The organism is Streptomyces sp. NRRL WC-3605, assembly GCF_001509795.1.
Taxonomy (GTDB): Bacteria; Actinomycetota; Actinomycetes; order Streptomycetales; family Streptomycetaceae; genus Streptomyces; species Streptomyces viridochromogenes.
In genome coordinates this window covers 146803-165718 of sequence record NZ_LLZN01000127.1, presented here as the reverse complement: position 1 = coordinate 165718, position 18916 = coordinate 146803, and the positions used below count along the sequence as shown (strand labels likewise).

Genomic DNA, 18916 nt, shown 5'->3' with positions numbered 1-18916 from the left:
GAAGCCCGCGAACAGCGGCGTCGCGAACATCAGCAGCATGATCGTGCCGTGCATCGTGAACGCCTGGTTGAACTGCTCGTTCGACATGATCTGCAGACCAGGTCGAGCCAGCTCGGCGCGCATGAGCAGCGCCATCACGCCACCGATCACGAAGAACACGAACGACGTGACCAGGTACAGCGTCCCGATCGTCTTGTGGTCGGTGGTGGTGAGCCACTTGACCACGACGTTGCCGGGCTGCCGGCGACGGACCGGCAGTTCGTTCTCATAGGTGCCCGCCTCGGCGGCACCCAAGGGTTCGTTGACGATGCTCACAGGTTTGTCGTCTCCCGGTTCTTCTCGTGGCTCGTCTGCGCGATGCCGGCGGGAACGTAACCGGTCTGCCCCTTCTTGGCGAGGTCCTTCAGGTGCTTCTCGTACAGGTCGGGGGAGACGACCTTCACGTTGAACAGCATCCGGGAGTGGTCGACGCCGCACAGTTCGGCGCACTTGCCCAGGAAGGTGCCCTCACGGTTGGGGGTCACCTCGAAGGCGTTGGTGTGGCCCGGGATGACGTCCTGCTTCATGAGGAACGGCACCACCCAGAAGGAGTGGATGACGTCACGCGAGGTGAGCACGAAGCGGACGGTCTTGCCCTTCGGCAGCCACAGGGTCGGACCCGGGTTGCCCGTCTGCGGGTTCCGGGTGCCGGGGGTGCCGCAGTCGTAGACGCCGCCGGCGTTCGCCGGGAAGTCGTCCTTGTACCGGTCCGGGATGGCGGCCAGTTCCTTGGACGTCTTCGCGTCGCCGGTGGAGCCCTCGACGTCGGCGACCATGTTGAAGCACCAGCTCCACTGGAAGCCGACCACGTTCACCGTGACGTCGGGCTTGTCCTTGAGCTCGAGGAGCTTCGACTCGTCGCGTGCCGTGAAGTAGAACAGCACGGAGACGATGATGAGCGGGACCACGGTGTACAGCGCCTCGATGGGCATGTTGTACCGGGTCTGCGGGGGAACCTCGACCTTCGTCCGGCTGCGCCGGTGGAAGATCGCGCTCCAGATGATCAGACCCCACACCAGCACGCCGACGGCGAGCGCAGCCGCCCAGGACCCCTGCCACAGGGAGAGGATCCGCGGAGCCTCTTCCGTGGTCGGGGTGGGCATACCAAGGCGGGGGAAGTCTTCCCAGTTGTACGAGCAACCGGTGGCTGTCGCCAGGACCAGGCCCGCGGTCATTGCCTGCAGCAGCTTCCGCCGCATCGGGCGCCGCGGCGAGCGGTCGGAGCCGTTGGGACTCACGTAGCGCCTTCCCGAGAGTCTCGCCCGCGCGGTTCGGCTGCGGCCTGGCCTTCTCGCTGGTCGGTCGCCGCCCTGCGTCGGGCAGGGGTTTGGATGTTTATGCGGACCAAACCCTAGCCGACGCCCTCCGGGGGTTCGCGGGGAGGGGTGCCTAGTGGGGTGGGGTGTTCGCTGGATTGGCGGCTGAAGGTCCGTCGTGGCTTGTCGCGCCCCGCGGCGGAGCCGCTGATGTCACGGTCCCGCGCCCCTTTTGGGCGTGCCGCCGACCGTACGTCTAGCGTGGCCGTGTGGGTTACTTCGACGCTGCTTCCAGTGCTCCTCTCCACCCCGTCGCCCGGCAGGCCCTGCAGGCCTCGCTCGACGAGGGGTGGGCCGACCCCGCGCGGCTCCACCGGGAGGGCCGGCGGGCGCGGTTGCTGCTCGACGCCGCCCGGGAGGCGGCCGCCGAGGCGGTGGGCTGCCGGCCGGACGAGCTGTCGTTCACGCCGTCGGGGACGCAGGCCGTCCACACCGGTGTCGCCGGGGTGTTGGGCGGGCGGCGGCGGGTCGGACGTCACCTGATCGTGTCAGCCGTCGAACACTCCTGTGTGCTCCATGCGGCTGACGCGCACGAAGCTGCGGGGGGTTCGGTCAGTCAGGTGGCGGTGGACCGGAACGGGTCGGTGACCGCGGCCGGCTACCGGGAGGCGCTGCGTGCGGACACCGCGCTGGCGTGCCTGCAGTCGGCCAACCACGAGGTGGGCACCGAGCAGCCGGTGGCCGAGGTGGCCGCCGTGTGCCGGGAGGCCGGGGTGCCGTTGCTGGTGGACGCGGCGCAGTCGCTCGGCTGGGGGCCGGTCGAGGGCGGCTGGTCGGTGCTGACCGGCAGCGCCCACAAGTGGGGCGGCCCGTCGGGCGTCGGGCTCCTCGTCGTGCGCAAGGGGGTGCGGTTCGCCGCGCAAGGGCCGGTGGACGAGCGGGAGTCGGGGCGGGCGCCCGGCTTCGAGAACATCCCGGCGATCGTGGCTGCGGCGGCCTCGCTGCGGGCCGTGCGGGCGGAGGCGGCCCAAGAGGCGGTACGGCTGCGGGAGCTGACGGAGCGGATCCGGGCGCGGGTGCCGCGGCTGGTGCCGGACGTGGAGGTGGTCGGCGATCCGGTGCGGCGGCTGCCCGGGATCGTCACCTTCTCCTGTCTCTATGTCGACGGGGAGACACTGCTGCACGAGCTGGACCGGGCCGGGTTCTCCGTGTCGTCCGGTTCGTCCTGTACGAGCAGCACGCTGACCCCCAGCCATGTGCTGAGGGCGATGGGGGTGCTGAGCGAGGGGAACATCCGGGTGTCGCTGCCGTCCGGGGCGCGTGCCGAGGACGTGGAGCGGTTCCTGGAGGTGCTGCCGGGGGCGGTGGCCGGGGTACGGGAGAAGCTGGACGCGCCGGCCGCGGGGCCGGTGGCCCGGGAGGACGGGGACGACGTGCTGGTCGTGGACTCGCTGGGCAAGCGGTGCCCGATCCCCGTCATCGAGCTGGCCAAGGTCATCGGCCAGGTCCCGGTGGGCGGGCTGGTCCGGGTCCTGTCCGACGACGAGGCGGCCCGGCTGGACATCCCGGCGTGGTGCGAGATGCGGGGGCAGGAGTACGTGGGCGAGGAACCGGCGGAACAGGGGACGGCCTACCTGGTCCGCCGGGTCGCCTGAGTCGGGGGCCGGGCTCAGCCCAGGTGCGCCCGCACCTCTTCGCCCGCGTCGTGCCCGTACGCCTTGGCGAACCGCTCCATGAAGTGGGCCCGGCGCAGCTGGTACTCCTGCGTGCCGACGGTCTCGATGACGAGCGTCGCCAGCATGCAGCCGACCTGGGCGGCCCGCTCCAGGGAGACGCCCCAGGCCAGACCGGACAGGAAGCCGGCGCGGAAGGCGTCGCCGACGCCGGTGGGGTCGGCCTTGCGCTCCTCCTCGGGGCAGCCGACCTCGATCGGGTCCTCTCCCTGCCGCTCGATGCGCACACCGCGCGAGCCGAGCGTGGTGACGCGGTGGCCGACCTTGGAGAGGATCTCCTCGTCGCTCCAGCCGGTCTTCGACTCGATGAGGCCCTTCTCGTACTCGTTGGAGAAGAGGTAGGTCGCGCCGTCCAGCAGTATCCGGATCTCCTCACCGTTCATCCGGGCGATCTGCTGGGAGAAGTCGGCGGCGAAGGGGATCTGCCGGGAGCGGCACTCCTCGGTGTGCCGGAGCATGCCCTCGGGGTCGTCGGCGCCGATCAGGACGAGGTCGAGGCCGCCCACGCGGTCCGCGACGGTCTTCAGCTCGATCAGGCGGGCCTCGCTCATCGCGCCGGTGTAGAAGGAGCCGATCTGGTTGTGGTCGGCGTCCGTGGTGCAGACGAAGCGGGCGGTGTGGAGGGTCTCGGAGATACGGACCGAGCCGGTGTCGACGCCGTGCCGGTCCAGCCAGGCGCGGTACTCGTCGAAGTCGGAGCCGGCGGCGCCGACCAGGATCGGCTCGGTGCCCAGCTGGCCCATGCCGAAGGCGATGTTCGCGCCCACACCGCCCCGGCGCACGTCCAGGTTGTCGACCAGGAACGACAGCGAGACCGTGTGCAGCTGGTCCGCGACGAACTGGTCGGCGAAGCGACCCGGGAAGGTCATGAGGTGGTCGGTGGCGATGGAGCCGGTGACTGCGATGCGCACGGCGGGGAGTCTCCTGGGGGGAGGTTGGGTTGACAGTCCACGCTACCTTCCGTGACCGGCTCTCTGAAGTGGCCGAAACTACCCGATAGTAGATCTTTCTTCTCGGGGCCCGGGGTGCTTACGGTGCCGCCATGACGAAATTCGAGGTCCGCGCCCCCGCCCCGGCCGACCAGGAGGCCGGCCTGGCGTCCCTGCTCGGCGACTGTGCGCGGATGGCACCTCACTGGGCCGTCCCCGACCGGGTCCTTTCCCGTCCGGTCTCCCCCGCGCGCATCCACGGGGTCTCGGTGCCGCCCAGGTCGGCACGTCTGCTGGACGCGATGTCCGACTACGGCGACTGACCGGCCGCCGGTCCGGACACCGCGCCCGGACCGGCGCCCACAGGGGAACCGTGCGCTCCCCCGCTGCGTCCCATCGGCGTCCCCCGGAAAGGGGATGCGGGATACGACCCGACAGATCCGCCTTTGACAGGGCCGGGTCAGGGTCCTTGGGACATGTGCGCAGCCGAAGGAGCGATGCGGTGAACACCGAGCGACCCGAGAACGACGACACGGGTGCCTCCGGCGGTCGGCCGGAGAACCCGGGGGCGCCCGGCGCCGGGGGTCCGGCGGAGACCGGGGCTCGGGAGGGCGCGAAGGCCGGCGAGGAGCGAGCGCCGGAGGACGCGGACGCGGGTGAGGCTCAGGCGCCTGAGGACGCGAACGAGGCGCAGGCCGGCGCACCCAAAGACGCGGACGCCGGTGACGGGGGTCCGGATACGAACGCCGAGGGCGCGCAGCAGGCCGAGGCGGCCGGTGTCGGGGGCGATGCGGTGGGCGGGGATGTCGACGGCGTCACTGTCGGGGTTCCGGGGCTTCATGGCGGGCGGCGGCGGTCGCCTGCTGTCATCGCCTCCGTCGCCGCCGCCGTTCTGCTCGTCGGCGGGGGCGGCGCCTATCTCGCCGCGAACGCCTCGGGCGGGTCGGACGGCTCCGCCGCGACCGGCGCGCCCGGCGGCTCCGCTCCCCCGCCCCTGCGTCTGGACGGCGCCGGCGAGGGCGGCGCCTCGAACGGCATCGCGCCCGGGGAGCCCAACCCGTACGGGGTCCGGTACCGGGCGGGCGGCGACCTGCCCGACGGGCCGGGGTCGGCGCCGGTGTACCGGGCCGCGGGGCAGGTCGGCGCCGACGACGTGGAGCGGCTGGCCGAGGCGCTCGGCGTGGACGGCACCCCCGTCTCGCGCGGGCAGACCTGGCACATCGGGGCGAAGGACGGCAGCGGGCCCACCCTGCGGGTGGACAAGCAGGCACCGGGCTCCTGGACGTTCCAGCGGTTCGCCGCCGGCACGGACGACTGCCGGGGCGTCGCCGGGTGCGCGAAGACACCCCCGTCCTCGGAAGGTGACCCGCCGGCCGAGGACGCCGCCGAGAAGGCGGCGGAGCCGGTGCTGGAGGCGGTGGGCCAGGACGAGGCGAAGCTGGACGCGAGCCAGGTCACGGGCTCCCAGCGGGTGGTGAACGCCGAGCCGGTGGTGGACGGGCTGCCCACCTACGGCTGGACCACCGGGGTCACCGTGAACGCCCAGGGCGAGGTGGTCGGCGGCAGCGGTCTGCTCGCGGCCCCGGTGAAGGGCGACACCTACCCGGTGCTGAGCGCGGAGAAGACGCTCGGCCTGATGAACAAGGCTCCGGTCGGTGGCGACGGCCGCGGTGGCATCGGGGGGTGCGCCGACCCGGTACCGCTGAAGGAGCAGCCCGAGGCGAACTGCGACGTGGCGGCGGACCCGTCGGTGAAGACGAAGCAGGACACGGTCACCGTCGAGAAGGCGGTGTTCGGCCTGGCCGCGCACGCGGTGGACGGCCGGCAGGCGCTGGTGCCTTCCTGGCTGTTCCAGGTGCGGGCGCAGGACGCGCGGGACGGCTTCACGGTGACGTATCCGGCGGTCGACCCGGCGTATCTGGCAACGCCGTCCGAGGAGCCGACGACCGGGCCGAGCCCGCGTCCGTCCGGCCCGAAGGACGACCCGTCCGCCTCGCCGGTCACCCGGAACGTGACGGTGGAGGGCTACACGGCCGACGGCAGGGACCTCACGGTGACCTTCACGGGCGGGGTGTGCGCCCACTACGACGTGACGGCGAGCGAGAGCGGCGGCACCGTGACGGTCCGGGTGACGGAGACGACCCGGCCGGAGAAGGTCTGCATCCTCATCGCCAAGGTCTTCCACCGGACCGTCCAGCTGGACGCGCCGCTCGGCGACCGGAGGGTCGTGGGCACGGACGGCCAGGGCGTGCCGCTGGAGAAGCCCGGTGCGCGGCTCCCCGCGACACCGCAGACGTCCGGGGCCCGTTGAGGAGCCCCAGGACACAGGAAGGCGGCGGCCCCGTCGGAGGGGGTCGCCGCCTTTCCACGAGCGGGCCGGGCTCGGCCGGTCCGCCTAGCTGAACGAGTCGCCGCAGGCGCAGGAGCCCGTCGCGTTGGGGTTGTCGATCGTGAAGCCCTGCTTCTCGATGGTGTCGACGAAGTCGATGGACGCGCCGCCCAGGTACGGGGCGCTCATGCGGTCGGTGACGACCTTGACTCCGCCGAAGTCCTTCACGACGTCGCCGTCGAGCGAGCGCTCGTCGAAGAAGAGCTGGTAGCGCAGGCCCGAGCAGCCACCGGGCTGAACGGCGACACGCAGAGCCAGGTCGTCACGGCCCTCCTGGTCCAGCAGGGCCTTGACCTTGGCCGCGGCGGCGTCGCTCAGAATGATGCCGTCGGTGGCGGTGCTGGTCTCGTCCGATACGGACATCTACATCTCTCCCGGGTTGTACGGAGACTGCTTGCCGACGAGTGCAACCGGCAAGGCCGCGGATTCATTCCGGGCCGAGCGTGCTTTTCCGCTTCTCATGCTCGTCCTCTTCATGCTCGCACATGCCCGGCGGCACAGACAGCGCCCTGTCGACGGGCCGCGAGCGGGCCGTTCCGGGATTCCCGTCACATCGACACGACCGCCATCGTCAAACTGACGTGAACCGGTTATGATAGATAGTGTCAATCCGACGAGAAGTCGGAGAAGGTGTCCCGCTTGACCCGCCGGACCGGATTTCCGGAGCCGGCGAGCCGCAGAACAGAAAGGGTGCGTGTCGTGACCACCGCCCAGACCCAGGAGCTCGACGTACAGCCGACGCCCCTCGCCCTGCTGCTCCTCGGCCGCGAGGCCGACCCGAGGAGCGAGCGCGGCGTCGAGTGTCCCGGTGACCTGCCCTCGCCGTCCGACCCCGACCTGGTCGAGCGGGCCCGCGCGGCCAAGGAGAAGCTCGGCGACAAGGTCTTCGTGCTCGGCCACCACTACCAGCGCGACGAGGTCATCCAGTTCGCGGACGTGACCGGTGACTCCTTCAAGCTGGCGCGGGACGCCGCCGCCCGCCCGGAGGCCGAGTACATCGTGTTCTGCGGTGTGCACTTCATGGCGGAGTCCGCGGACATCCTGACCACCGACGACCAGAAGGTCGTCCTGCCCGACCTGGCCGCCGGCTGCTCGATGGCCGACATGGCGACGGCCGAGCAGGTCGCCGAGTGCTGGGACGTGCTGACCGAGGCCGGCATAGCCGAGCAGGTCGTGCCCGTCTCGTACATGAACTCCTCGGCGGACATCAAGGCGTTCACGGGCAAGCACGGCGGCACGATCTGCACGTCGTCCAACGCCAAGCGCGCCCTGGACTGGGCCTTCGAGCAGGGGGAGCCCTCGGCAACAAAGGTCCTCTTCCTGCCCGACCAGCACCTCGGCCGCAACACCGCGGTGCGGGACATGGGCATGTCCCTGGAGGACTGCGTCGTCTACAACCCGCACAAGCCGAACGGCGGCCTGACGGCCGACGAGCTGCGCGCGGCGAAGATGATCCTGTGGCGCGGCCACTGCTCGGTGCACGGCCGCTTCAGCCTGGACTCCGTGAACGACGTGCGCGAGCGCATCCCCGGCGTGAACGTCCTGGTCCACCCCGAGTGCAAGCACGAGGTCGTGGCCGCCGCCGACTACGTCGGGTCGACCGAGTACATCATCAAGGCCCTGGAAGCCGCCCCGGCCGGTTCCAAGTGGGCCATCGGCACGGAGCTGAACCTGGTCCGCCGCCTGGCGAACCGTTTCGCGCCCGAGGGCAAGGAGATCGTCTTCCTCGACAAGACGGTCTGCTTCTGCTCGACCATGAACCGCATCGACCTGCCCCACCTGGTGTGGACGCTGGAGTCGCTGGCGGAGGGCACCCTGGTCAACCGGATCGAGGTCGACAAGGAGACCGAGGCGTTCGCGAAGCTGGCGCTGGAGCGGATGCTGGCCCTGCCGTAGCCGGCGGCCGCCCCGCGCTCACCCCGACACGGGCTTCCGGTCGGGGTGAGCCGGGTCCAGCGTGAACAGACCGCCCTCGGCGGTGCTGACGATCAGGGCGCCCGCGTCGAGCAGCACCTGTGACGACTCCTGGCCCAGGTTCTCCGCCCGCTCGGCACGCGGCATGGTCTCCCACAGCAGGGTGCCCCTGCGGGCGTCGAGCGCGGCGACCCGGCCGCTGGCGGTGGAGAGGTAGACCGTGCGGGCGCGCGGGTCGTGAGTGACGCCGGAGGGCTGCTCCAGGCTGGTCCGGGTGGTCCACAGCCGCTCGCCCGTCCGCGCCGAGACGGCGGTGAGCCGCCCGGAGGACGAAGCGCACCACAGGACGCCGTCCGCGAGGATCACGTCCCCTTCGAGTTCGTGCGCGAGCCGCGTCGTGGTGGAGCGGCCCGTGCCGGTGTCGACCAGCCGGATCCGCGCGTACGCGTCCCGCTCCAGGTCCTCGACCCGGTCGACCAGGAGGGCCCGCCCGTCGGACATCCCGAGGAGATCCGACCGGAGGGGCACCTTGGCGGTGTGCGCCGTGCCGTCGGCCCCGTCCAGACTCAGGAGGGTCCGGTTCCTCGTCCCCACCAGGGCCGGCGCGCACACCAGGGGGAGGCCGCCCCCGGTCTGCGCCCAGTCGCAGTACTGCCCTTCCGGCAGCGCGGCCGTCCAGCGCGCGGCCCCGGTGCGTGCCGAGCGGGCGACCAGCGACCGGCCGTCGCCGCCACCCGGGACGACCACGAGGTCGCCCGCGAGGTGCGGGCGGGCCGGGCCCGAGTTCAGCTCGCGGTGCCACAGGCGCTTCCCGGTCCGCGCGTCGAGGGCGCCGACCGAGGGCCGGGGGTCTCCCTCCCTCCCGGGGCGGTACTGCTGCTCGACCACCACCGTGCCGTCCACGACCCCGAGGATCCTGAAGCCGAACGAGCCCTTGCCCGCGATGGACGGCACCCCGTCGGCGCGCCAGACGACGCGCCCGGTGAGCGCGTCGATCCGCATGGGGAGCGTCCCGTCGCCCGCGCAGAAGACGGCTCTCTCGTGCGCCGCGCACCGGGGGGCGCTGTACATGTTCAGGCCGACCACGTCCGACGCCCTCTTCACCCCGCTCGCGGCCGTCGCGTCCACCGTCGTCTGCCAGGGTCGCCAGCCGGCCGGCAGGGCGGTCCATCGGGAGGGCGCGGCGACGTCGGTGCCCTTCGGGCGGTCGTCGTCCCCGGGGCCGGCGAGGAGGTAGGCCGTCAGCCCGAGCGCGAGCACGACGGCGGTCCCGGCCACGGCCCACAGCCTGCCGGCGCGGCCCCTACGGCGGGCGGGCGGCTCGGCGACGGGCGAGGCGTCGGAGTCGGGCATCCCCTCGGGCCGCGTCCGGACCAGGGCCAGCTCGCCGGCCCGCAGCCGGACCGTTCCCGCGTCCTCGTCACCGGTCTCCGGCAGGGCGGCGACGAACTCGGCGGCCAGGGTGCCCGGTTCGGGCCGCTCCCGGGGGTCCTTGGCCAGGCAGCGCTCCAGGATCGGGCGCAGGGGGTCCGGCACGCCGTCCAGGACCGGGGCGTCGTGGACGACCCGGTACGCCGTGAGGTAGGGGCTGTCCGCGTCGAAGGGGCCGCGCCCGGTGGCGGCGAAGACGAGCAGGGCACCCAGCGAGAAGACGTCGGAGGCCGGGCCCACCGAGCGGGCGTCGGTCAGCTGCTCCGGGGACATGAACGGCGGGGTGCCGATCATCTGGCCGGTCTCGGTGAGGGTGTTGTGGTTCTCGACCGCGCGGGAGATCCCGAAGTCGATGACCCGGGGGCCGTCGTCGGCCATGAGGACGTTGGCGGGCTTGAGGTCCCGGTGGACGACCCCGGCGCGGTGGATCTCGCGCAGCGCCTCCACCAGACCGAGCGCCAGCCGGCGCAGCTCGGTACGGGGCAGCGGGCCGTCGTCGCGGATGCGGGCGGCGAGCGAGGGGCCTGGCACGTACTGCGTCGCCATCCAGGGGCGTTCGGCGTCCGGGTCGGCGTCCACGACGGGAGCGGTGAAGACGCCGCTCACCTTGCGGACGGCGGCGATCTCCTGGCGGAAGCGGGTCCGGAAGACGGGGTCCTCGGCGTACTGGGCATGCACCACCTTCACCGCGACCTCGCGGCCGGACCGGGCTCTGCCCCGGTAGACGGCACCCATGCCGCCGGCGCCGAGCCGGTCCAGCAGCCGGTAGCCACCGACCGACTTCGGATCGTCCTTGCGCAACGGCACGCGCGAGCCCCTCCCCCGTGAGCCAGTTCGAGGCTCCAGCATAGGTAACGGCACAACCGCGACGGCCGGTTCCCGAACCGGGTGTTCCGGTTCGGGACCCGGCCGTCACGGGTCGAGCGGTCAGACGGACGCGGGCTGCGTCTCGTCCGCGGAGGCGTCCGGCGCGTCCGGCGCCGGCTGCTCGGGCAGGCCCGCCTTGCGAGCCCGCTTCGCCGCCCGCTTCCCGGCCCGCCGCTCCTTGCGCAGTTCGAGCATCGCGTAGAGCGTCGGGACGAGGAGCAGGGTCAGCAGCGTCGACGTGAACAGACCGCCGATCACGACCACGGCCAGCGGCTGGGCGATGAAGCCGCCCTCGCCGGTGACGCCGAGCGCCATCGGGAGCAGGGCGAAGATCGTCGCCAGGGCCGTCATGAGGATCGGGCGCAGCCGGTGCCGGCCCCCCTCGATCACGGCCTCGACGACGCCGTACCCCTGGGACCGGTACTGGTTGATGAGGTCGATCAGCACGATCGCGTTGGTCACCACGATGCCGATCAGCATCAGCATGCCGATCATCGCGGGGACGCCCATCGGGGTGCCGGTCAGCACCAGCAGGCCGATCGCTCCGGTCGCCGCGAACGGGATGGAGACCAGCAGGATCAGCGGCTGGGCGAGCGAGCGGAAGGTCGCGACCAGCAGCATGAAGACGATCGCGATCGCCGCCAGCATCGCCAGGCCCAGGTTGGCGAACGCCTCGTCCTGGTCCTCGGAGACGCCGCCGATGTCGGCCGTCGCGCCCGCCGGGAGCTTCAGTCCGTCGATCTTCGACTGGAGGTCCGCGCTGACCGCGCCGGTGTTGTCGCCGGTCGGCTTCGCCGTGATCGTGGCGGCGCGCTGTCCGTCGATCCGGGTCATCGACACCGGGCCGTCCACGAGCTTCACGTCCGCGATGTCGCCCAGCTTCACCGGGCCGAGGCGCAGCGCCCGCAGCTCCTTCAGGGTGGTCGCCGGCTCGGCGGCCTTGATGACGACGTCCCGCTCGGTGTCGTCGAGGGTGGCCTGCGCCGCGGTGGTGCCGCGGACCGCCTGGGCGACAGCCATGCCGAGGGTCTGCTGGTCGAAGCCGGCCGCGGCCGCCTTGGAGTTGGCCCGCACCGAGATGCGCGGCACGCTCTGCGACAGGTCGCTGGTGACGTCGGTGACGTCGTCCAGGCCGGCCACGGCCTTGCGGACCTGCTCGGACGCGGTGCGCAGCGCTCCGGCGTCGGCCGCCTTGACGACGACGCGCAGGTCCTGGGCGCCGAAGCCGTCACCGGCGGAGATGGTGGTGGTGCCGATGCCGTCGAGCTTCTTCAGACCGGACTCGATCCGGTCCTGCACGTCGTCGTAGGACGCCGAGTCCTCCAGCATCACCTGGTACGACGCCTGGTTGGTGTCGGTGCCGCCGCCGAAGGCGGCCATGAAGCCGGACGAGCCGATGGTGACCTGGTAGTTCTTGACGCCCTTCGTGTCGGCGAGCAGCCGCTCGACCTTCTCGGCCTGCGCGTCGGTCGCGGCGAGGCTGGTGCCCGGCGCGAGCTCCTGCTTGACGGTGAGGACCTCCTGCTCGCCCTGGTCGAAGAAGTTCGTCTTCAGCAGCGGCGCCATGCCGAACGTGCCGAACAGGACGGCGACGGCGATCAGCACACTGGTCAGCCGGCGGCGGGTCGCGAACCGCAGGACGGGCACGTAGATCCGCTGCAGACGGCTGCGGGCCTCCTTCTCCTCGGCCGCGCGGCGCGCCTCGTCGGCGTCCTCGGGGGTGCCCTTCGGGGCGCGGAGGAACCAGTACGACAGCACCGGCACGACCGTGAGGGACACCAGCAGCGACGCCAGCAGGGCCGCCGTGACCGTCAGGCTGAACGAGCCGAACAGCTCGCCCACCATGCCGCCGACCAGGCCGATCGGCAGGAAGACGGCCACCGTGGTGAGCGTCGAGGAGGTCACCGCGCCGGCGACCTCGCGGACCGCCTTGAGGATGGCGTCCTGGCGCTCCTCGCCGTAGCCGAGGTGCCGCTTGATGTTCTCCAGGACCACGATGGAGTCGTCGACGACCCGGCCGATCGCGATGGTCAGCGCGCCGAGCGTCAGCATGTTGAGGGAGAGGTCCCGCGTCCACAGCACGATCAGGGCGAGGACGACCGACAGCGGGATGGACACCGCGGTCACCAGCGTCGAGCGGATCGACGCGAGGAAGACCAGGATGACCAGGACCGCGAAGACCAGCCCCAGCGCTCCCTCGGTGGTCAACCCGTCGATGGACTTCGCGACCGCGGGGCCCTGGTCGCTGACGACGGTGACCGTGGCGTCCGGGCCGAGGTCCGCGCGCAGCTTCGGCAGCTTGTCCTCGACGGCGTCCGAGATGGCGACGGCGCTGCCGTCCCGGTCCATCGTGACGGCGACGGCCAGCGAGGGCTTGCCGTCGGTGCGGGTGAGGGAGTCGGCCGGGGCCTGCTCCTGCTCGACGGCGGCCACGTCGCCGAGGCGTACGGGCTTGCCCTTGCCCGCGCCGGTGACGCGCAGATCCTTGATCTGGTCCAGGGAGGTGAAGCCTCCGCCGACCTGGACGGTGCGGTTGGCGCCGCCCTCGTCGAAGGAGCCGGCGGGCAGGGTGGCGCCGCCCGCCTGGAGGGCCTTGGCGAGGTCCGCCGAGGTCAGACCGGCCTTGGCCAGCTTGCCGTCGTCGGGCGTGACGGCGACCTGGAGATCGCGCACACCGTCGACGGTGACCTGTCCGACGCCGTCGATCTCCTTGAGGGCGGGCACGAGCGTCCGGTCGAGCCGGTCGGCCAGGGCCTGCTGGTCCTTGCCGGAGGTGACGGCGAGGACGACGGTCGGGATGTCGTCCGTGGAGCCCGCGATGACCTGCGGGTCGACGGCGTCGGGCAGCTGGGCGCGGGCCCGGTTGACGGCCTGCTGGACGTCGGCGACGAGCTGCTGGGTGCCGGGGCCGTAGTCGAAGGACGCCATGATCACGGCGTTGCCCTCGGCGGCGGTGGAGGTGACGCCGGTGATGCCGTCGACGGCTTCGAGGCTGTCCTCGATCGGCTCGACGACCTGCTTCTCGACCACGTCCGGGGACGCGCCCTGGTAGGGGGCGATCACGGACACCATGGGCAGTTCGATGGAGGGCAGCAGCTGCTGCTTGAGCTGGGGTATCGCGATCGCGCCGAAGACCAGCGCGATGATCGAGATCAGGCCGATCAGGGCTCGTTGCGCGAGGCTGAATCGGGACAGCCAGGACATGGGTGGAAGGTCTCTCTCCTGTGGGCGGAAGGCGTGAGCAGGCGGGCGGGCCGCGGTGGCGCGGCACACGGGTGGTCGCCCGCCCTTACACCCTGGGCCATCGGGGAGGCCCGTTCCCTAGCCCCCAGGTCCATTTCTCACGGCGCGCCTACTCCGGGCGCAGTACGCGGGCTGGAGTTCACTCCACCCTCGGACGTACCAGCCCGGACTCGTACGCGATGACGACGAGCTGGGCCCGGTCGCGGGCGCCCAGCTTGGACATGGCCCGGTTGACGTGGGTCTTCACGGTGAGCGGGCTGACCTCCAGCCGCTCGGCGATCTCGTCGTTGGAGTGCCCGCCGGCGACCTGGACCAACACCTCGCGCTCGCGGACGGTCAGGGCGTCGAGCCGCTCGCCGCGGGCGGGGTCGCGGTCGGCGCCGTCGCCGTGGGCGAGGAAGCGGGCGATGAGGCTCTTGGTGGCGGCCGGGGACAGCAGGGCCTCGCCGCCGGCGGCGACCCGGATCGCGGCGAGGAGCTCCTCGGGCTCGGAGCCCTTCCCGAGGAACCCGGAGGCGCCGGCCCGCAGCGACTGCACGACGTAGTCGTCGACCTCGAACGTGGTCAGTATGACGACGCGGACGTGGGCGAGGGACGGGTCGGTGCTGATCATGCGGGTGGCGGCGAGGCCGTCGGTGCCGGGCATCCGGATGTCCATGAGGACGACGTCGGCCCGCTCCTGCTTCGCCAGCCGCACCGCCTCCTCCCCGTCGGACGCCTCGCCGACGACCTGCATGTCCGGTTCGGAGTCGACGAGGACGCGGAAGGCGCTGCGCAGCAGGGCCTGGTCGTCGGCGAGCAGGACTCGGATCGGCATTCGGCTTCCTCGGCGGGCGCTGGAGAGGGGGTGGGACCTGGTGCCACGACAACTGCCGGAGGTCCCGGCGAGTTCCCGTCAGACCGTCACACCGCGTCCTCCGTGGCCCGGGCGCCGGCTCCGACCGGCAGGATCGCATGGACGCGGAAGCCGCCGCCGTAGCGGGGTCCGGTGGTGAGGGTGCCGCGCAGGGCGGAGACGCGTTCGCGCATCCCGAGCAGGCCGTGGCCGCCTCCCGCGGTGCCGCCGTCCTGGCCGGAGCCGTCGTCGAGGACGGTGATCTCGATGTTCGGGCCGACGCGGACCACGCTGATCTCGGCCCTCGCGCCCGGTCCCGCGTGCTTCTGCACGTTGGTCAGGGCCTCCTGGATGACGCGGTAGGCGGCGAGGTCGACGGCGGCGGGCAGCGTCGTGTCCGGGTCGGCGCGGGCGACGTCGACCAGGAGTCCGGCGTTGCGGAAGGTGCCGGCGAGGTCGTCGAGGCGGTCCAGGCCGGGCGCGGGTTCGGTGGGGGCCTCGGGGTCGCCGGACTGCCGCAGCAGGCCGACCGTGGCGCGCAGCTCGTCGAGGGCGGAGCGGCTGGCCTCCCTTACGTGGGCGAGTGCCTCCTTGGCCTGGTCGGGCCGCTTGTCCATGACGTGGGCGGCGACGCCGGCCTGCACATTGACCAGGGCGATGTGGTGGGCGACGACGTCGTGCAGGTCGCGGGCGATGCGCAGGCGTTCCTCGGCGACCCGGCGGCGGGCCTCCTCCTCGCGGGTGCGTTCGGCCCGCTCGGCGCGCTCGCGGATGGCGGTGACCACGGCGCGGCGGCTGCGCACCGCGTCACCGGCGGTGGCGCCGATGCCGGTCCAGGCAAAGATGGCGAGGTTCTCCTGGGAGTACCAGGGCAGTGGTCCGGCGAGCATCGCGGAGCCGGTCAGCACGGTGACGGTGAGCAGGCCGATCCGCCAGGTCGTGGAGCGGTCGGTGGTGGAGGCGACGGTGTAGAGCGCGACGACCGCGGCCATGGCGACGGGGGCGCGGGGGTCGCCGGTGGCGAACTCGGCGAGGGAGAGCGTGCCGGTCACGGCGAGGACCGTGATGGGGGCGCGGCGGCGCAGCACCAGGGCCGCGGCGCCGAGGGTCATCAGCAGCAGGCTGAGCGCGTCCGGGGTGCGCAGCCCCCAGGTGACGCCGTCCTCGCCGTGCGGGTCCACGAACGAGCCGGCGACCATGCAGGTCAGGACGGCGACGGCCAGCGCCGCGTCCAGGGCCAGGGGGTGTGCGGTGAGGTGCCGGCGGACGCGCAGCCCTGCGGAGCTCGTAACGGGGGCCAACTCGGTCTTCCTCGGGTGAGACGTGCCCGGTGTCCGGTGTCGTGGGTGCGGCGGGGGTGCGGCCGCCGGCCCGCACGCGGCGCGCCGGCGGGTCAGCCGGGGATGAGTCCGTCGTCGCTCAGCAGCTCCCGGACCTCCTCCAGGGTGGCGTCCGGGGACGGCAGGATGAGGTCCGAGGGCTCCAGGGAGTCGTCGGGCAGCGGGGTGCCCCGTCCGCGGACGGCGGCGAGCAGTGCGGTGAGGGTGCGGCGGAAGCCGGGGCCGTCGCCGCCCTCCATCTCCGCGAGGAGCTCGTCGTCCAGCTTGTTCAGCTCGGGCAGGTGGCTGTCGGAGAGCCGTACCTGCCCCTCACCCATGATCCGGACGATCATGTCGCCCATCTCGGCCTCCTCGGCGTGGGACCCCGGCCGCCGGCTACTGCTTGTCGAAGCGCGGGGTGTCCTGCGGCTGCTGCTGGGACTGCTGCTGGCCGGTACCGCCCTCGATGGCCTGCTGGCCGGCCGAGGGGCCTCCCGCCAGCTCCGCCTTCATGCGCTGCAGCTCCAGCTCTACATCCGTACCACCGGAGAGGCGGTCCAGCTCGGCCTGGATGTCGTCCTTGTGCATGCCGGACTGGTCGTCCAGGGCGCCGGAGGCGAGGAGCTCGTCGATGGCGCCGGCGCGGGCCTGGAGCTGGGCCGTCTTGTCCTCGGCCCGCTGGATCGCCAGGCCGACGTCGCCCATCTCCTCGGAGATGCCGGAGAACGCCTCGCCGATCCGGGTCTGCGCCTGGGCCGCGGTGTAGGTGGCCTTGATGGTCTCCTTCTTGGTGCGGAAGGCGTCGACCTTGGCCTGGAGCCGCTGGGCCGCGAGGGTGAGCTTCTCCTCCTCGCCCTGCAGGGTCGCGTGCTGGGTCTCCAGGTCCGTCACCTGCTGCTGGAGGGCGGCGCGCCGCGAGAGGGCCTCGCGGGCCAGGTCCTCGCGGCCGAGCGCGAGAGCCTTGCGGCCCTGGTCCTCCAGCTTGGACGACTGCTGCTGGAGCTGGTTGAGCTGGAGCTCCAGGCGCTTGCGGGAGGTGGCCACGTCGGCCACGCCCCGGCGCACCTTCTGGAGCAGCTCCAGCTGCTTCTGGTACGAGTAATCGAGGGTCTCGCGCGGGTCCTCGGCCCGGTCAAGGGCCTTGTTCGCCTTCGCGCGGAAGATCATCCCCATACGCTTCATGACACCGCTCATGGGCTTCGCGCGCCCCCTTCTGACGGACTCCAGCTCCAGCACCTGCGACAGAACCCACAGTACGGGCCCTGCATCCATTACCGCACTGTTCGGGGACGGATGCGCTCATCCCCAAGGACGACTGCGTTCGCCTCCGCTCCGGCGTGAGGAGTAGGTGACCCCCGGGTGTGCCGTGACCGGCCACCCCGGTGTCGCCCGGTGACGCTCCCCCCGTGACCGCCGGAGGGACCGTCCGCGACGTCCCCTCTGTCCCCGTACGACGTCTGGTGTTGCCGGATCGTTCCCCACGGGGCTGGGGTCCAACCCCGCGAACCCCGTACCCTTGGGTTTTGTGTTCCGTAGCCGTGCCAAGGACGAGAAGGCCCAGGACGCCGACAAGGCGCCGGTGACCGACTCCACTCAGACCCGCCATCCCGAGGCCCCGAAGGGCCGCCCCACGCCCAAGCGCAGTGCGGCCCAGTCGCAGCGTCGCAGCGTGGCCAACACGTCGATGACGCGCAAGGACGCCGCCAAGCGGCAGCGCGAGGAGCGCCGTGCCGCCCTGGAGCGCCAGCGTCAGGCGCTGGCCACGGGCGACGAGCGGTACCTGCCCGCCCGCGACAAGGGCCCGGTCCGCAAGTTCGCGCGTGACTTCGTCGACTCGCGCTTCAACATCGCGGAGTTCTTCCTGCCGATGGCCGTGGTCATCCTCGTGCTGAGCCTGGTGCGGGTGCCCGCGCTGCAGAACATCGCGCTGCTGCTGTGGCTCATCGTGATCGTGCTGATCGTGCTCGACTCCGTCGTCACGGCCTTCCGCCTGAAGAAGCGGCTCGCCGAGCGCTTCCCCGACGTCAACCGCCGCGGTGCCGTCGCCTACGCGCTGATGCGCTCCCTCCAGATGCGCCGGCTCCGGCTGCCCAAGCCCCAGGTCAAGCGCGGAGAGCGGCCCTGAGCGCTGCCGATTTCTCCGGGGGTGCGGCCGACGCCTGGCTCAGCAAGGTGGGCGGTCTGCGTGACGTCGTACGGCAGGAGCTGGTCGCCCGGCAGCTCGACGAGCAGATAGCCGGGCGGTTCCCGGTCGGCAAACGGCTGCGGGTGCTCGACGTGGGCATGGGCCAGGGCACGCAGGCGCTGCGGCTGGCCCGCGCCGGTCACCAGGTGACCGGGGTCGAGCGGGACGCGACGATGATCTCGGCGGCGCGCGCCCGGCTGGCCGGTGAGCCCGAGGGCATCCGGGAGCGGGTCCGGCTCGTCCAGAGCGACGGGCGGGACACCGGTGTGCACTTCCTGCCGGGCAGCTTCGACGTCGTGCTGTGCCACGGCGTGCTCATGTACGTCGACGAGCCCGATCCGCTGCTGGCCGGGCTGGCGCGGATGCTGGCGCCCGGCGGGCTGCTGTCGCTGCTCGTCCGCAACGGCGACGCGCTCGCCCTGCGGCCCGGTCTGGCCGGCGACTGGGAGACGGCGCTGGCCGCGTTCGACACCAGCGCCTACCTCCCCCATTCTCGAACAGACTCGAACGGGGGGACCCCCACCCGCCTCGGGCTGGACGTCCGGGCGGACCGGCTGTCCGATCTGACGGCGACGCTCGCCGGGATCGGGGCACCCCTGCACACCTGGTACGGCGTGCGGGTGTGCACGGACACGGCCGCCGACGGGGCGGAGATCCCCGAGGACCTGGAGACCCTCCTCGCGGTCGAGGAGCGGGCCGGGAAGACCGACCCGTACCGGGGTGTGGCGGCGCTGCTGCACCTGTGCGGGGTGCGCGGCTGAGCCCGTTCGGGTGCG

Annotated in this window: 16 protein-coding genes; 6 read left to right on the top strand and 10 right to left on the bottom strand. The window is 72.3% G+C overall.

The features are described from left to right. Together ADL34_RS34345 and coxB are read right to left on the bottom strand one after the other, a co-directional pair. Nucleotides 1–315, bottom strand: a 315-nt coding sequence (locus ADL34_RS34345; RefSeq protein ID WP_199835674.1) for a cbb3-type cytochrome c oxidase subunit I, incomplete at its 3' end; no start/stop codon positions are given. Beyond that, nucleotides 312–1277 carry a cytochrome c oxidase subunit II gene (gene coxB, locus ADL34_RS34340; protein WP_062667617.1) on the bottom strand — a complete coding sequence of 322 codons (966 nt, stop codon included), beginning with the start codon at nt 1275–1277 and terminating at the stop codon, nt 312–314. The genes ADL34_RS34345 and coxB, both read right to left, overlap by 4 nt. Before the next feature lie 287 nt (nt 1278–1564). Between coxB and ADL34_RS34335 the strand changes: the two genes are divergently transcribed. Further along, nucleotides 1565–2950 carry a cysteine desulfurase/sulfurtransferase TusA family protein gene (locus ADL34_RS34335; RefSeq protein WP_062739854.1) on the top strand — a complete coding sequence of 462 codons (1386 nt, stop codon included), beginning with the start codon at nt 1565–1567 and terminating at the stop codon, nt 2948–2950. Nucleotides 2951–2964: 14 nt separating this feature from the next. On the opposite strand, the gene ADL34_RS34330 is transcribed toward ADL34_RS34335, so the two are convergent. Then, entirely contained in the window at nt 2965–3939 is a 975-nt protein-coding gene (locus ADL34_RS34330) for a carbohydrate kinase family protein (RefSeq protein WP_062667614.1), read from the bottom strand. 131 nt (nt 3940–4070) lie between these two features. Between ADL34_RS34330 and ADL34_RS34325 the strand changes: the two genes are divergently transcribed. Beyond that, nucleotides 4071–4280 carry a hypothetical protein gene (locus ADL34_RS34325; protein WP_062667612.1) on the top strand — a complete coding sequence of 70 codons (210 nt, stop codon included), beginning with the start codon at nt 4071–4073 and terminating at the stop codon, nt 4278–4280. A gap of 179 nt (nt 4281–4459) precedes the next feature. Continuing rightward, a complete protein-coding gene (locus tag ADL34_RS34320; RefSeq protein ID WP_062667610.1) occupies nt 4460–6268 on the top strand; it encodes a hypothetical protein in 1809 nt (602 codons plus the stop codon). An 84-nt stretch (nt 6269–6352) separates the two neighbouring features. On the opposite strand, the gene ADL34_RS34315 is transcribed toward ADL34_RS34320, so the two are convergent. Beyond that, nucleotides 6353–6709: an iron-sulfur cluster assembly accessory protein gene (locus ADL34_RS34315; RefSeq protein WP_030951236.1), complete on the bottom strand. Its 357-nt coding sequence runs from the start codon at nt 6707–6709 to the stop codon at nt 6353–6355. A 336-nt stretch (nt 6710–7045) separates the two neighbouring features. On the opposite strand from ADL34_RS34315, the gene nadA reads away from it, so the two are divergent. Continuing rightward, on the top strand, nt 7046–8242 hold the full coding sequence (nadA, locus tag ADL34_RS34310; protein WP_062667647.1) for a quinolinate synthase NadA: 1197 nt from the start codon (nt 7046–7048) through the stop codon (nt 8240–8242). An 18-nt stretch (nt 8243–8260) separates the two neighbouring features. Here the strand turns inward: nadA and ADL34_RS34305 are convergent, their stop codons facing one another. The 6 genes from ADL34_RS34305 to ADL34_RS34280 form a co-directional block, all read right to left on the bottom strand. Continuing rightward, entirely contained in the window at nt 8261–10498 is a 2238-nt protein-coding gene (locus ADL34_RS34305; RefSeq protein ID WP_062667609.1) for a protein kinase domain-containing protein, read from the bottom strand. A gap of 120 nt (nt 10499–10618) precedes the next feature. After that, entirely contained in the window at nt 10619–13762 is a 3144-nt protein-coding gene (locus tag ADL34_RS34300) for an efflux RND transporter permease subunit (RefSeq protein WP_062667607.1), read from the bottom strand. A gap of 178 nt (nt 13763–13940) precedes the next feature. Next, complete coding sequence (locus ADL34_RS34295; RefSeq protein ID WP_062667605.1) at nt 13941–14618, bottom strand: response regulator; 678 nt, start codon at nt 14616–14618, stop codon at nt 13941–13943. 86 nt (nt 14619–14704) lie between these two features. Then, nucleotides 14705–15937 carry a sensor histidine kinase gene (locus ADL34_RS34290; RefSeq protein ID WP_234375175.1) on the bottom strand — a complete coding sequence of 411 codons (1233 nt, stop codon included), beginning with the start codon at nt 15935–15937 and terminating at the stop codon, nt 14705–14707. 92 nt (nt 15938–16029) lie between these two features. After that, on the bottom strand, nt 16030–16308 hold the full coding sequence (gene pspAA / locus ADL34_RS34285; protein ID WP_062667645.1) for a PspA-associated protein PspAA: 279 nt from the start codon (nt 16306–16308) through the stop codon (nt 16030–16032). 43 nt (nt 16309–16351) lie between these two features. Beyond that, complete coding sequence (locus ADL34_RS34280; protein WP_264158881.1) at nt 16352–17137, bottom strand: PspA/IM30 family protein; 786 nt, start codon at nt 17135–17137, stop codon at nt 16352–16354. A 304-nt stretch (nt 17138–17441) separates the two neighbouring features. Between ADL34_RS34280 and ADL34_RS34275 the strand changes: the two genes are divergently transcribed. Together ADL34_RS34275 and ADL34_RS34270 are read left to right on the top strand one after the other, a co-directional pair. Then, on the top strand, nt 17442–18080 hold the full coding sequence (locus ADL34_RS34275; RefSeq protein ID WP_079034117.1) for a DUF3043 domain-containing protein: 639 nt from the start codon (nt 17442–17444) through the stop codon (nt 18078–18080). Nucleotides 18081–18160: 80 nt separating this feature from the next. Then, the gene (locus ADL34_RS34270; RefSeq protein ID WP_062667643.1) at nt 18161–18901 is read left to right on the top strand and encodes a class I SAM-dependent methyltransferase; all 741 of its coding nucleotides are present in this window, start codon (nt 18161–18163) and stop codon (nt 18899–18901) included. The last annotated feature ends 15 nt before the right edge of the window (nt 18902–18916 follow it).

Bases quoted from the DNA above. Each gene is read 5' to 3' on its own strand.
- ADL34_RS34325 (WP_062667612.1), top strand. From the start codon at position 4,071: ATGACGAAATTCGAGGTCCGCGCCCCCGCCCCGGCCGACCAGGAGGCC.
- ADL34_RS34315 (WP_030951236.1), bottom strand. From the start codon at position 6,709: ATGTCCGTATCGGACGAGACCAGCACCGCCACCGACGGCATCATTCTG.
- ADL34_RS34300 (WP_062667607.1), bottom strand. From the start codon at position 13,762: ATGTCCTGGCTGTCCCGATTCAGCCTCGCGCAACGAGCCCTGATCGGC.
- ADL34_RS34295 (WP_062667605.1), bottom strand. From the start codon at position 14,618: ATGCCGATCCGAGTCCTGCTCGCCGACGACCAGGCCCTGCTGCGCAGC.
- pspAA (WP_062667645.1), bottom strand. From the start codon at position 16,308: ATGATCGTCCGGATCATGGGTGAGGGGCAGGTACGGCTCTCCGACAGC.
- ADL34_RS34280 (WP_264158881.1), bottom strand. From the start codon at position 17,137: ATGAAGCGTATGGGGATGATCTTCCGCGCGAAGGCGAACAAGGCCCTT.